The following is a 14,305-nucleotide window of genomic DNA, read 5'->3' on the forward strand; positions in this document are numbered from 1 at the left end:
TCGTACGCGGGGGCCACACCGAGGTATGTGCCTTGAACGCGACAACCCGTCTTCACGAAACACGCGACATTGGTTTGTTCCTCACAGGATCGGGCTTGTGGTTCATCTGCGTGGGCATTCAGAGCATTTTCCTGCCCTGGGTGCTGATCAGCGTTCTTCATGCCTCGCCCTTTCAGTTCGGCGTGGCGCAGATGTGCCTGATGCTCCCGGTGCTGGCGCTGGTGATTTACGGCGGCTACCTGGCGGACCGTCACCCGCTGCGTCGCCTGCTGACGCGCCTCTACCTGATCGCTGCGATGGTTGCGTTGCTGTTCGCGGCCTGGTGCTTTCAAGGTTCGCTGAGCTATCCGATGGTGCTGATCTACTCGCTGCTGTTCGGCGTGCTCTCCGCCTTCTGCGCACCGGCCCGGGAAGCCTGGCTCAACGTGCTCGGCCAGCGGCAGTTGCAGAAAATCGTCACGATCAATATTGGCATCGAGTTCGGTATTCAGGTGGTGGGTTATGCCCTGGGCGGACTGGTCTCCTGGGTCGGCGTCAGCGTGATGTTCCTGCTCCTCGCGGTGCTGTTTCTGACCGCCTCGGTTTCAGTGGCGCGGATCTCCACAACGACCTTGGCCAAGCCGCAGTCGGACCTGCTGACCGAGACCCGCGAGGCGTTTCGCTTCTCGGTGAATCACCCGGTGATCTTTCCGGTGCTGTTGCTCAACGGGCTGATCGGGGTGTTTTTCCTGGGTTCATACTTCGTCGTCATGCCGCTGCACCTGTCTCAACTGCCAGGCTACGACGCTTCTCTGCTGGCGACCGCGAACATCGTGTTCATGGTCGGGCTGATCGCATCCATCGCCACGCTGGTGCTCGCCGGGGGCGTGCAGAGCAAGCAACGCACGCTGATCGTGAGCAGCCTGTTGGCCTCACTTGTCCTGGTCGTCATGCCCTGCGTCTTCAACCGCTGGCTGCTGCTTACGCTGTTGTTTGGCTGGGGGTTTTTGGGCGGCATCGCGCTGAGCATGGGCCAGACCCTGATTCAGGAAAACGCCCCCGCGCGCAACAAGGCGCAAGTGCTGGCGCTGCTGATGCTGTTCTTCATGGGCGGCAACCCGGTTGGATCGTTTCTGCTGGGCACGCTGCTCGAGTACTGGGAAGCCACGTCGGTGGGCGTCATCACCGCGACGGTCATGATCCTGGCCATCGCCGCCATCTCGTACATCTACAAACTCTGGGGTTCGCACTATGACCACATCAACTCTGCCACTTGATTTCCCGGTGCCGACGCGGCGCATCAATCAGGTCTGCATCGCCAGCACCGAAGCGGATCTGGCCAAGGTCCAGGCCATCTGGGAGGAAGTCTACAAAGAAGAACTCGGCTGGCTGGATGAAACCAACACCGACCCACGCAACGATCGCTTTCACGCCGCGTCGGTGTACCTGCTGGCCACCGGCAGCGAAGGCGAACCGGTCGGCGTCATGCGCATGGTGATCGACAGTGTGCAGGGACTGCCGGTGGAGAACTTCATCGACATCACAGCCCTGCGCCACGCCGCGCAGGGCTCGCTGGTCGAGTGCGCAAGGCTGATGGTCCCTGCGCGCTACCGCGATCAAAAGTTCGCGGCCTATCCCCATGGCGTCTTTGCCGCGCTGGTGAAAGCCGCGCTGCATCATTGCCTCAAGGAGAAGAACTACAACGTGCTTGCCAACTGCTTCCTCGACACCCGGACCACGCCCATCAAGGCGCTGGTGCAGATGGGCTTCAAGGACCTGAATATCCGCTTTCGCGATGAGCTCAAAGAGGCCTCGGAATGCACGGTCCTGCACCTGGACATCAAAGACATGCTGTCGATCTTTTATGGCCAGGACAACGGGCTGGGCAACTACATCATGATGCGCAATGCAGGCTGACGCGCTGCACAGGACGGAACCTATGAACACCTCGACCTCCATCTACCAGCTTGAATCCAACGTACGTTCCTATTGCCGGGACTGCGACGTGATATTCGCCACCGGCCGCGGCGCAACCCTGACCGATGTCCATGGACTGAGCTATGTCGACTTCTTTGCCGGCGCGGGTTCCCTGAACTACGGGCACAACAACCCGCACCTGAAAAAACAGCTGCTGGCGTACATCGAGCAGGACGGCGTGACCAACACGCTGGACTTTCACAGCGACGCAAAATCCCGGTTCATCGAGCGCTTCGAGCAGGTGATCCTCAAGCCGCGCGGCCTGCACTACAAACTGCAATTCACCGGCCCGACCGGAACAAATGCCGTGGAAGCCGCGTTGAAGCTGGCGCGCAAAGCCACCGGCCGATCCACTGTCGCAGCGTTTACCCACGCGTTTCACGGCGTCTCGCTCGGCGCACTGGCCGCGACCGCCAACGCCGATAAGCGCGGCGCAGGCGGCGTGGAATTGTCGAACGTGGTGCGCCTGCCGTACGACGGTTTCTTCGGCCCGGACATCGACAGCGCCGACATCATCGCAACCCTCTACAGCACCGCTGGCAGCGGGTATGAAAAACCGGCGGCGATCATCCTCGAAACCGTTCAAGGCGAAGGGGGTTTGAACTGCGCCTCGACGCACTGGCTAAAACGAATCGAGCAGCTGTGCAAAGACCTCGGTGCGCTGTTGATCATCGATGACATTCAGGCAGGTTGCGGGCGCACCGGCAGCTTTTTCAGCTTCGAGCCCGCGGGCATCTCGCCGGACATTGTCTGCCTGTCGAAATCCATCAGCGGTTACGGACTGCCCATGTCACTGGTGCTGATCAAACCCGAGCACGACTGTTGGGCGCCCGGCGAACACAACGGCACGTTTCGTGGCAGCAACCCGGCATTCGTCACGGCCTGCGCGGCACTGGATTACTGGCAGGACACCCGGCTGCAAGACACCATCGGCGTGTACTCGCGGCTAATCCGCACGGCATTGGAAACGCTGGTTGCGCAGACCTCGCCCGGCACCGCGCAGGTCGTGGGACGGGGCCTGTTCATGGGCCTGAAATTCAGTGACCCCGACACCGCCAGCCGACTCGTCAGCGCCTGCCTCGAACAAGGGCTGCTGGTGGAAACCTGCGGTCCGCAAAGCGAGGTGCTGAAGCTGATGCCACCTCTGACCATCGACGCCCACACCCTGACCCTGGGTCTGGAAAAGCTGCAGCAGGCCTGCCTGAATGTCCTCTGCGTCCCTACACCGACTGCCACCGCCCTGCGAGGGATCGCTTGATGAACAACATGACCCAACGCTTCGACATGCCGTACGCCCATCAGAACGACAGCGACTTCATCCTTCAGGAACTCGCGCAACTGAAAGAGGAGATGATCGACCAGATCTCGCGGCATCCGTTTCTGATCGAATGCCGCAACGGACTGGCGTCGCTCGACCGGCTGAAAGCCTTCATGGTGCAGCAGGGCAAGTACAGCCGGCATTTCACGCGCTACATCTGTCAGTTGATGGCCAACCTGGAGTCCAACGAAGACATTCTGCACCTGCTCGACAACCTGTTTGAGGAGATGGGATTTGGCGAGGTCAGCGAACCGCCTCATTCACAGATTTACCGCGACATGCTGCTCAACTTCGACCTGCAACTGGACGCCTTCCCGGCGCGGCCTTCGACGCAGCGCCTGATCAACACGATGATGAATTTCTGCAAGCAGCCGGAGGGCGTTTATGGGCTGTCCGCGCTGTGCCTGGGCGCAGAAGCCATCGTGCCGTCGCTCTACAGCGACATCGTCACCGGTCTGGTCAAACAGGGTGTCGCCCTTGAGGACTTGAAGTTCTTCACCCTGCACATCGAATGCGACGACGGCCATGCCGACACCCTGCTGGCTATTCTTTCGCGATTGATCATCGAAAAGCCGACGCTGTTCGAAGTGGTCAGGCACGCCGCGTTCCTGATGATTCAGGCACGCCTCGAATTCCTCGACGACATGTGAGAGACGATCATGACCCAACACAGATTTCTGTCGAGCCCCATCCCGTCCAGCCTTGAGTCACTGGACCGGCATGAACGCCTGTTGCACGAGTCGGTACGCGAATCGGGACGGCTCAAGCTGAACGCCTCCCGGATCAATTCGCGCAAACCCGAGGTGCACCCTGTGAGCCTGCCGGCCAGGACGATGAACATGAGCGTGGGCATCTTGCGCCCGTTGCAGGGTTCAGACTTGCAGCGCCACAACTACGAAACGCTGATGTACATCACTTCCGGATCGGGTTTTTCACTGATCGGCGAAACCCACGTCGCCTGGACGGCGGGTGATGCGATCTACATTCCGGTCTGGCAATGGCATAAACACGTGAACACCAGTGAAACGGCAGAAGCGACCTACCTCGCGTGTGAAAACACCCCTCTGTTACAGACATTGGGCATCGCGTTGCGAGAGCAAGGCTGACCCCTTTTCAGTTGCTTCTCATTTGCACCGTTCAGGCCGGTTAATACGGCCTGTTCGTGCATGTGCGCGCGTTGTTCTTGAATGGTATTTACGCGACGAATGTCATGTTTTCCCACCTTGCTAGCACTTGCACATCACCGGGTAAACGGCTCACCATGAGCGCGTTTACAGACACGGCCAAACGCACGGCGCAGACCGGCGCGATCATTCAAGCCACCACAAGAAAACGCGGGTAATGGACTGATTTCAACCGCCAAGGATCAGCCATTCCAGGAAAAACAGCATGTCTCGAATTTTCGATGTTGATACCAACCTCTGGCGCACCTTCAAATCGGTCAGCGAAACCCGCAGCATCACTCGGTCATCCGCCGCCCTTTGCAAGACGCCACCGGCCATCAGCATGCAAATCAAAAAGCTGGAAGAGCTGCTCGATCTGCAGCTTTTCGTGCGCGGCGATCACGGTTTCAGACTGACGCCGATTGGCGAAGAAGTGCTGATGACCGCCGAAAAAATCCTGACCATGAACGACAACCTGTTCAGGCTCAAGGACAAGGTCAATGCCTACGAACTGCGTCTGGGCCTGCCCGACGACTACTCGCTGTTCTTTCTGCACGACATCATCCGTTCGCTGAACTCGATGGAACCGACCATTCACCTCAACGTGACCTGCAAGACGTCGCTGCTGCTGATGACCGACATCGAACACGGCAACCTCGACATGGCGATCATCGCCACGCCCGAAGGTCAACTCGTGGCCAACTCGGAACACATTCGCTATGAAGCATTGAGCTGGATCGGTGAAGAAGAGTTGATGCAGCCGGGCCAGCCCTTGCCCCTGGTGCACTTCCCGGAAGGCTGCATCTGTCGCGAGATCTCGGTCAATGCGTTGAGGATGGCGGGCATCGAGGCGCGCGTGAGCTTTACCTCTGACTCCAACTTTTCAGTGTTCAATGCGATCAATGCCGGCGCAGGCATCGGCGTCAGCGAACGCTCGCTGATTCCCAAAAAAACGCCCGTGATCGACAGCTCGCTGTTGCCTGAACTGCCGCGCATTGAAATGAGCACCGTGGCGAACTACGAGCGCATTCCGAAACACACCCTGTCGCAGGTGTCCGCGAAGATCAAAGCGTGCATCAATGCCAGTTGCGACCAGCTCGTCTCGAACAGGCAGCACAGCGAACCGTTGATGAGACAGAGCCTGTTCTGATCCCGCCTTTTGCGTCTTATTTAGACGATCTGTCGCATAGTGGCGACTTTCAGACGCCGAAAAGCAGGGCGCCGGGCATAACATGGGAACCATCACAAGGGCTCAACCGATTGACGGGCTCTTGTCCTTATCGCCCAAGGCTGTCGTCTACCAGCCGCCCCGGAGCTTAATGATCATGTCTGAAGTCACTCTCTACACCACCAACACCTGCCCGTATTGCGCTGCCGCGAAGAGCCTGCTCAAGGCCAAGGGCGTGAGCTACAACGAGATCAGCGTCCAGACCTCAGTGGAACAGCGCACCATCATGATGGAGCGCAGCGGTCGTCGCACCGTGCCGCAGATCTTCATCGGCGAGCGCCACATCGGCGGTTTCGACGACATGGCCCTGCTGCAACAGAGAGGCGAGCTGGACGCGCTGCTGGCGGGTTAAGCATCGTCGTTTCAGACGCCTCGACCACCCTGTGGGAGCGAGTTCATTCGCGATCAATGGCACATGCGACGCACCTTTGTTGCCTGACGCCGTTTCGCGAATGAATGCGCTCACACAGTTGTTCTGCTGAGCCGCGACTTCACGCAGGTTTCCATTTCTGCCAAGTCCACTTGCCATTTGAAACATTTCCCCTCGGGGCGGTTTTTCCTAGGATCCTTCGACGTCGTCGACGCCTGGTTCGCCAGCAATCCACGTATACGAAGGGAACTGCACATGTCTGATGCAACTGAGCGTCTGTGGGGGGCGCGTTTCAAATCCGGTCCTGCGCCAGCGATGGCCAACCTGTCACGCTCGCCCGCTATCTATTTCCGCATGACGCCTTATGACGTCGCGGGGTGCAAGGCGCACGCCCATGAGCTTGAGCGGGCCGGCCTGCTGGATGCCGACGAAACCCGGCGCATCATCGCAGCGCTGCAGTCGATCGACGAAGATTTTGCCGCAGGCAAGGTTCACCCCATTCCGGCGGACGAAGACGCTCACACCTTTATCGAGCGCCTGTTGACCGAACGCCTGGGCGCGTTGGGCGGCAAGCTGCGCGCCGGTCGTTCACGCAACGACCAGACCGCCAACGACATGCGCCTGTTTCTGCGCGATCAGATTCGTGTTCTGACGCTGTCGATTCTCGATCTGCAAAAGGCCCTGGTGGGTCAGGCCGAGCAGCACATCAACACCGTCGCGCCCGGTTTCACCCACCTGCAACAGGCCCAGCCCATCGTCTTCGCCCATCACCTGATGGCGCACGCACAAGCGATTCATCGTGACATCCAGCGTTTGCAGGATTGGGACAATCGCTTCAACCTCTCGCCCTTGGGCGCGGCGGCAATGGCCGGTTCGGCCATTGCACGGGACCTGCAAAGCTCAGCCGCTGAACTGGGTTATGCCGGTCCGTGCGAGAACTCCATCGATGCCGTGGCCAGCCGCGATCACGTGGCCGAATTCCTGTTCTGCGCCAGCATGCTGGGCATCAACATTTCGCGCATGGCCGAGGAGTTCTGCCTGTGGACCTCGCGCCAGTTCCGCTGGGTCGAACTCGATGACGCCTACGCCACCGGCAGCTCGATCATGCCGCAAAAGAAAAACCCCGACATCGCCGAGCTGGCGCGGGGCAAGTCCGGTCGTTTGATCGGTTCGCTGACGGCCATTCTGTCGGTGCTCAAGGCGCAACCGCTGTCGTATAACCGCGACCTGAGCGAAGACAAACACGCCATTTTCGATGCGATGGACACGCTGAATCTGGTGCTGCCCGCCTTTGCCGGCATGGTCCAGACCATGACCGTACGCACCGACGAACTGCTGCGTCAGGCCCCGTTGGGTTTCACCCTCGCCACCGAGGTCGCTGACTGGCTGGCCGTGCGCGGCGTGCCGTTCAAGGAAGCCCACGAGATCACCGGGCAATTGGTGCAACTGTGCGAAGCGCAGGACATCGGGCTGGAAGAGTTGACACCGGCCATGCTGGCGCAGACCGACGCGCGCTTGACGCCTGAGGTGCTGGAAAGCCTGACGCTGGACGCCGCACTGGCTGCCCGAAGCGGTTGGGGCGGGACCGCGCCTGTTCGCGTGGTCGAGCAGATCGCGCGGTTCAAGCAGCAGATGGTGGCGCAAGAGCAGTGGGCCAATGACTACAACGGCCCTCGGGGTGGATAAGCGCAATTCGATGTGACCTTTTTTGTAGGAGCACGCTTGCCCGCGATTGCAGTGTGTCAGCCGACATTTAGGTGGCTGGACGAACGCAATCGCGGGCAAGCGCGCTCCTACACTTGGGTCGTGCGCCTATTCCTTCTTCCGATACCCCTCAACCACCGCCGAGAAATCCTTGCCGCCGTCACCACGCAAACTCATCGCCTGATACAGCTGTTGCGCCACGGCGCCCATGACCACCGGCTGATGCGCCACCCGTGCGGCCTCGGTCGCCAGCCCCAGATCCTTAAGCATCAGCTCGGCGCCAAACCCTCCGGTATACCCGCGCGACGCGGGTGCGGTTTCGACGATGCCCGGCCACGGGTTGTACATTTCCGAGCTCCAGCAACGGCCGGTCGAACTGTTGATGATGTTCGCCAGAATCGCCGTGTCGATCCCCAGGCGGTCACCCAATGCCATGGCCTCAGCGACACCGATCATGGAAATCCCCAGGAGCATGTTGTTGCAGATCTTGGCGATCTGTCCCGTACCGACATCACCGCAATGGACGATGTTGCGCCCCATCTGCGCGAGGATCGGTCTGAGCACCGTGAAGTGCTCAAGGCTCGCGCCGACCATGAACGTCAGCGTCCCGGCCTGTGCGCCACCCGTTCCGCCAGACACCGGCGCGTCGCCGACCACCACCCCTTTTTGAGCCGCCGCAGCGGCCACGTCACGAATGGTTTGCGGGTCGATGGTGCTGCAATCCACGGCCGGCACGCCGGGCGTTATCCCGGCCAGCACGCCGTCTTCATTCAGGTAAACCGCACGCACATGGGCAGCGGCGGGCAACATGGTGATTACCAGTTCCGCACCTTCCACGGCGTGTTTGGGCGATTCGCTGATCCGGCTGCCGAGCTCCGCCAGCTCGGCGAGCACCTGTGTGTTGAGGTCGAACAGGTGCAACTGATGACCGGCCCGGATCAAATTCCGCGCCATGGGCGCGCCCATATTGCCCAAGCCGATGAATGCGATTTTCATGGTGTTTTCCCTTTTTCAGATTCAAACCACGGGAGCTTGGAAACAGGCGATTCCTTGTATGAGCGACCGGGGTGGCGGTCCACCTTGCCCGCGATGGGTATCCAGACCCGCTACATCTCTATCGCCTGTCATGTCCATTGGCGGGCAAGCGCGCTCCTACACGTACTGCACGCCCGCGAGTCTCATCAACGCAAATTGATCGTCGTGTTCACCCCGTCATTCACGCTGTCGTCATCGAACCAGCGGCTGGTGACCGTCTTGGTCTGAGTGTAGAACTGCACCACCTGTTTGCCGTAAGGCCCCAGGTCGCCGAGCTTGGAGCCGCGCGAACCGGTGAAGCTGAAAAACGGAACCGGCACCGGAATCGGGATGTTGATGCCCACCTGGCCGATGTCGATTTCGTTCTGGAATTTTCGCGCCGCCGCCCCGCTCTGGGTAAACAGTCCCACACCATTACCAAACGGGTTGGCGTTGACCAGTTCGATCGCCTGATCCAGCGTGTCCACCTCCAGCACCACCAGCACCGGCCCAAAGATTTCCTGAGTGTAGATCTGCATCCGGGTCGTGACGCCGGTAAACAGGGTCGGGCCGACGAAGTTGCCCTCCTCGTAACCTGCCACCTTGATCCCGCGCCCGTCCAGTTCGAGCGTTGCCCCTTCTTTCACGCCGCTTTCGATCAGGTCGAGAATTCGCTGTTTGGCGCGCTTGGAAATGACCGGCCCGACATCGGTGCCCGGCTCGTTACCTGCGTTGACCGTGAGCTTCTGCGCCAACGCCTTCAGGTCTGGAATCCACTGCTTCGATGCGCCGACCATCACCACCACCGAGGTCGCCATGCAACGCTGACCGGCCGCGCCAAACCCGGCGCCAACCAAGGCGTTGAGCGTCTGCTCGCGATTGGCATCGGGCAGGACCACCGCGTGGTTCTTGGCACCCATCATCGATTGCACGCGCTTGCCGTGCTTGCCGGCGAGATCATAGACATGGGTGCCCACTGCGGTGGAACCGACGAAGGATACGGCCTTGATGTCCTTGTGGGTGCAGATGGCATCGACCACGTCCTTGCCGCCATGCACCACGTTCAGCACACCCGCCGGCACGCCCGCCTCGACGGCGAGTTCCACCAACAGCATGGTCGACATCGGGTCTTGCTCGGAGGGTTTGAGCACGAAGGTGTTGCCACAGGCGATGGCCATCGGGAACATCCACAGCGGAATCATCGCCGGGAAGTTGAACGGCGTGATGCCCGCGCAAACGCCGATGGGCTGACGCAATGTGTAAGTGTCGACGCCACCCGCCACATTCTCGGCGAACTCGCCCATTTGCAGGGTGCCGATGGAGCACGCGTGCTCGACCACTTCCAGGCCCCGGAAAATATCGCCTTCAGCGTCGGCAATGGTCTTGCCCTGCTCGGCACTGAGGACCACGGCGATGCGTTTGGAGTGTTCACGAATCAATGCCTGCAGCTTGAGCATGATGCGCATGCGCGCGCCAATCGGCGTGTCACGCCAGGTCTTGAAGGCCCTTTGAGCGGCGGCAACGGCGGCGTCGACTTCGGCGGTGGTCGCGAACGGGACCTTGGCCAGCACCTCCTGAGTCGCGGGGTTGATCACGTCCAGCCACTCGCGGGTCTGCGATTCCTCCCACTCGCCATCGATCAACAGTTTGACGTGGGCCACTGTGGTGGTGTTTTTGTTCAGTGAGACGTTCATTTCGATGTTCTCCATTCGAAGCGGCGCGGCTGCGAGGGCGCGCCGGGGATTCAATGTTCAGCCCGCGTGGTGTCTCGCCGGATCGCGCTTCATCAGCGCCGTGCAGACCAACGCAATCAGCGCCATGCCAATCAGGTAAACGATCACGTAGTGCGGGTTGCCGCCGCCCATGGCCAGCAGTTGCGTGGCGATCATCGGCGCGAAACCACCGCCCAGCACGCCCGCCAGTTGCACCGAGACCGAGATGCCGCTGTAGCGGATTTCTGCCGGGAATTGCCGGGCGAAGAGCAGCGATTCGGGCGCATACAGGATCGGGAACACCACGCCCACCGCGAGCACCATCGCCCACCAGACCAAGACCGGGTCGCGGGTGCCGAGCATGGCGAAGAAGGGGTAAACGAACGCGCACAGCAGCAACAGGCCCACGAAATACAGGCGCTTCTGCCCAACCCGGTCGGAGATGTGCCCGCACAGCGGCATGGTCACCAGCGACAGCGCAGCACCCGCTGTTATAGCGCCCAGCACATCGGCGCGCGGGATCTGCAACTGGTTGGCGGCATAGGCCAGGGCGAACGTCACCGACATATAGAACCAGGCGTTCTCGGCCGTGCGGGCGCCAATGATCGTCAGGGTCTCTCTGGGGTGATCGCGCAAGACCTTGAACAGCGGGACTTTGACCGCGACGTTGTCCTTTTTCAGCTTCTCGAAATCAGGCGATTCCGGGACTTTCAATCGGATCAGCCAACCCACCCCCAGCAGCACGACGCTGGCCAGAAACGGAATGCGCCAGCCCCAACTGAGCATGTCTTCTTCGGGCAATTTTGCGACCATGGCCATCGCCAGCGACGCCAGCACCAAACCTGCGCCGACACCGGTTTGCGGCAGGCTGCCGTAGAAGCCTTTCTTGCCTTCGGGCGCATGCTCGACCGCCATCAATACCGCCCCGCCCCACTCGCCGCCGACGGCCATGCCCTGCAAAAACCGCATCGCCACCAAGATCACCGCCGCCCAATAGCCGATCTGCTGATACGTGGGAATCAGGCCGATGATGATGGTCGGAATCCCCATGAGCATGAGGGTGAACAGGAGCATGGATTTGCGACCGATCCGGTCGCCAAAGTGGCCGAACACGATCCCGCCCAAAGGCCGACCGAGAAACCCCACGGCATAGGTGGCGAACGCCGCCAGCACACCGATGATCGGGTCCAGCGCGGGAAAGAAGATTTTGTTGAAGATCAGTGCGGCAGCCGTGCCGTAGAGGAAAAAGTCGTACCACTCGATGGTCGTGCCCGCCATGCTCGCAGCACCGGCGAGCCGGTAGGATTTGACTTTGCTGGTCGCGCGGGCGTCGGGTGCACCAGCGTGCGCCGTTATAGCGTTCTTCATAAACTCCTCCGCTTATTTATTGTTGTGCAGGGTGTTATGCGATGTGGGGTGCTGCGGTTCTAAATCGCGTTAGCCTCTCTTGAATGTGTTCACGATCCCGGTGGGAGCCGGCTTGCTGGCGAAAGCCTCATGTCAGATACATCGATGTTGACGGAGCCACCGCATTCGTCCGAACGCGGCCCGCACCAAGCCGGCTCCCACTGGGTATCCATCACGCTCGAAATTCTTGCAGTACGACACGTTGGATTGCGCCATGCTTCGGAGTATAGATGTGCAAACTTCTAATAAGAACGCACATAAAAGCAGGTTCAACATGCAAAAAAACATCACATCCCTGAGCGCTTTGAACTGGGATGACCTGAAGTTTTTTCTTGAAGTAGCCCGCACGCGCAAGGCCAGTCTGGCGGCCAAGCGGCTGGCGGTGGATTACACCACCGTGTCGCGGCGGATCAGTTCGCTGGAGGCATCACTGGGCACACTGCTGTTTGAAAAGTCGCGCAACAACGGCTTTGTGCTTACCGCCGAAGGTCAACGCCTGCTGGGCTCGGCGGAGTCCATCGAAAGCACGTTGCACATCGCCTGCGAGCAGGTCTCCGGCTCCGGTGTCGCGTTGTCGGGTCACGTGCGAATGGGCTGCACCGAAGGGTTCGGCAGCTTCTTCATCACCCCGCAACTGAGCCATTTCACCGACACCTACCCGGCCATTTCGGTGGACATCCTGCCATTGCCGCACTTCATCAGCCTGTCCAAGCGCGAAGCCGATATCGTCATCGCCCTCGAGCGGCCGGAACATGGGCCGTACGTCTGCTGCAAACTGTGCGACTACAACCTGCGGCTGTACGCAACGCAGGAATACCTGGACAACCATGCGCCGATCACCCACGTCGACGATCTGGTCGATCATCCCTTCATCAGCTACGTCGACGACCTGGCGTTCAGCTCGGAGCTTTTGTACCTGAGCAACCTGCTCCCCGGCGCCCACGCGACGCTGCGCAGCACCAGCGTTATCGCCCAATACGTCGCTGCCCTGCAAGGTCGCGCCCTGGCGATCCTGCCGTGTTTTCTGGCCGCACAGGATTCACGGTTGCTGCCGGTGCTGGAAACCGAGGTGAATATTACGCGGCAGTTCTGGATGTACTGCCGGGAGGACCTGCGCAAGCTCAAGCGGATTACCTTGTTGTGGGATTACATCCGCGAGACGACGGAGGCCAATCAGGCGTTTTTGTTGGGTGAAAGCAAGGTGATGACGTTTGTCGACTGATCATCCTGTAGGAGCGTGGCTTGTCCCGCGGTCTGCCCGACACAGCCAAGGTGACTGATTTTACTGCCGCTGCGCGGCAGATCGCGGGACAAGCCACGCTCCTACAAGATCACAGCAGGTCTAGATCGCACCTCGCCACCATAGTTTAGAAATCTCTGAACTATGCATTTGAGGTTTCCTATTCTTTCCGTTCATCGGGCGAACCTAAGATCGGCTTCAATAAAGGAGCCCGTCCAGTAGAGACCCGGCCCGAAGATTGCCTTTTTCTGATGTGACTGCCGCTGTAACCCGTTTCGGCTCGCGCCGTGGCGAAGCTATGTCATGTGTCAGCCGCAAGACGCAATCTTTGAGGACGCTCGATGAAACTGGAAATCTTCCGCACGATGTGGGGCTACACCGCCAGCAAGGCCCAGGCACTGGACGAGCTGCTGGAAGCCGGGTTCGACGGCATGGAAGCGCGTCTGCCGCTGACGCCCGTCGAGCGTGCCGAGTTCGGCGCCTTCCTGCGCGCCAACCACCTGCCTTACATCGCCACGGTGTTCACCGCCTACGACGTCCTGCCCGAACAATCGGCGACCACCGCCGAGCACCTCACCGATCTGGAAAAGAAACTCGCCTGGTCCACTGAGTTGAACCCGCGTTTCGTCAACGTGCTGGCCGGTAATGATCGCTGGCTGTTGCCGCAACAGGTCGATTTCTTCGGCCAGGCCTTGGAGCTGGCGCGCAAGCACGGGCAAATGGTGACCTTCGAAACCCACCGCGCCCGTTCGCTGTTCAACCCGTGGGTCACGCTGGAGCTGATCCGTCAGTTGCCGGACCTGCGTTTCACCAGCGACATCAGCCACTGGGTTGTCACCTGCGAGCGCCTGCTCAACGACCCCGAAGACGACCTCAGTGCGTTCGTCGAGCGCGTTCACCACATTCAGGCCCGTGTCGGCTACGACCAGGGCCCGCAAGTCCCGCACCCCGCCGGGCCCGAGCGCGCCAGGGAGCTGGCCTTCCATCAGCAGCACTGGGAAGCCATCTGGACATCCCAGCAGGCGCGCGGTTACCCGGTCACCACCCTGACCCCGGAATTCGGCGCCGACGGCTATCTGCATCACCTCCCCTTCACCGACGTGCCCGTGGCCGATCTGTGGTCGCTGAACGTGTGGATGGGCAAAACCGAACGTGAACATTTTCAGCGCTTCACCCATACAACAAGCCGATAA

Annotated in this window: 13 protein-coding genes; 10 read left to right on the plus strand and 3 right to left on the minus strand. The window is 60.4% G+C overall.

Translation table 11 applies throughout. The annotated features are described in order from the left end of the window. Window positions 1–32 precede the first annotated feature (32 nt). The 8 genes from AB4N84_RS05725 to argH all read left to right on the plus strand — a co-directional run bounded on the left by AB4N84_RS05725 (window position 33) and on the right by argH (window position 7,721). Entirely contained in the window at window positions 33–1,256 is a 1,224-nt protein-coding gene (locus AB4N84_RS05725; protein WP_460045549.1) for an MFS transporter, read from the plus strand. Next, window positions 1,231–1,896 (plus strand): GNAT family N-acyltransferase, encoded by a 666-nt coding sequence (locus AB4N84_RS05730; RefSeq protein WP_460045551.1) that lies wholly within the window; start codon window positions 1,231–1,233, stop codon window positions 1,894–1,896. The genes AB4N84_RS05725 and AB4N84_RS05730 overlap by 26 nt, the downstream gene beginning before the upstream one ends. A 22-nt stretch (window positions 1,897–1,918) precedes the next feature. After that, the gene (gene ectB / locus AB4N84_RS05735; protein ID WP_460045552.1) at window positions 1,919–3,214 is read left to right on the plus strand and encodes a diaminobutyrate--2-oxoglutarate transaminase; all 1,296 of its coding nucleotides are present in this window, start codon (window positions 1,919–1,921) and stop codon (window positions 3,212–3,214) included. Beyond that, entirely contained in the window at window positions 3,214–3,924 is a 711-nt protein-coding gene (locus AB4N84_RS05740; protein WP_460045553.1) for a TenA family transcriptional regulator, read from the plus strand. Before ectB ends, AB4N84_RS05740 begins: the two co-directional genes overlap by 1 nt. A 9-nt stretch (window positions 3,925–3,933) precedes the next feature. Beyond that, window positions 3,934–4,380 carry a cupin domain-containing protein gene (locus AB4N84_RS05745; protein WP_460045554.1) on the plus strand — a complete coding sequence of 149 codons (447 nt, stop codon included), beginning with the start codon at window positions 3,934–3,936 and terminating at the stop codon, window positions 4,378–4,380. Between the two features lie 283 nt (window positions 4,381–4,663). Next, window positions 4,664–5,587: a LysR family transcriptional regulator gene (locus AB4N84_RS05750; RefSeq protein ID WP_074756121.1), complete on the plus strand. Its 924-nt coding sequence runs from the start codon at window positions 4,664–4,666 to the stop codon at window positions 5,585–5,587. A 175-nt stretch (window positions 5,588–5,762) separates the two neighbouring features. Further along, window positions 5,763–6,017 carry a glutaredoxin 3 gene (gene grxC, locus AB4N84_RS05755; RefSeq protein WP_074756174.1) on the plus strand — a complete coding sequence of 85 codons (255 nt, stop codon included), beginning with the start codon at window positions 5,763–5,765 and terminating at the stop codon, window positions 6,015–6,017. Window positions 6,018–6,290: 273 nt separating this feature from the next. Further along, window positions 6,291–7,721, plus strand: coding sequence for an argininosuccinate lyase (argH, locus tag AB4N84_RS05760; RefSeq protein ID WP_460045556.1), 1,431 nt, complete (start codon window positions 6,291–6,293; stop codon window positions 7,719–7,721). A gap of 126 nt (window positions 7,722–7,847) precedes the next feature. Here the strand turns inward: argH and mmsB are convergent, their stop codons facing one another. The 3 genes from mmsB to AB4N84_RS05775 form a co-directional block, all read right to left on the minus strand. Further along, window positions 7,848–8,735 (minus strand): 3-hydroxyisobutyrate dehydrogenase, encoded by an 888-nt coding sequence (gene mmsB / locus AB4N84_RS05765; RefSeq protein ID WP_074756125.1) that lies wholly within the window; start codon window positions 8,733–8,735, stop codon window positions 7,848–7,850. A 185-nt stretch (window positions 8,736–8,920) separates the two neighbouring features. Beyond that, window positions 8,921–10,447 (minus strand): CoA-acylating methylmalonate-semialdehyde dehydrogenase, encoded by a 1,527-nt coding sequence (locus AB4N84_RS05770; protein ID WP_460045558.1) that lies wholly within the window; start codon window positions 10,445–10,447, stop codon window positions 8,921–8,923. Window positions 10,448–10,504: 57 nt separating this feature from the next. Then, on the minus strand, window positions 10,505–11,833 hold the full coding sequence (locus tag AB4N84_RS05775) for an MFS transporter (RefSeq protein WP_074756127.1): 1,329 nt from the start codon (window positions 11,831–11,833) through the stop codon (window positions 10,505–10,507). 313 nt (window positions 11,834–12,146) lie between these two features. Here AB4N84_RS05775 and AB4N84_RS05780 point away from each other — a divergent pair, with 313 nt between their 5' ends. Beyond that, a complete protein-coding gene (locus tag AB4N84_RS05780) occupies window positions 12,147–13,094 on the plus strand; it encodes a LysR family transcriptional regulator (protein WP_460045560.1) in 948 nt (315 codons plus the stop codon). Between the two features lie 359 nt (window positions 13,095–13,453). Continuing rightward, on the plus strand, window positions 13,454–14,305 hold the full coding sequence (locus tag AB4N84_RS05785) for a sugar phosphate isomerase/epimerase family protein (RefSeq protein WP_460045561.1): 852 nt from the start codon (window positions 13,454–13,456) through the stop codon (window positions 14,303–14,305).

This window comes from Pseudomonas sp. S2_H01, assembly GCF_054668305.1.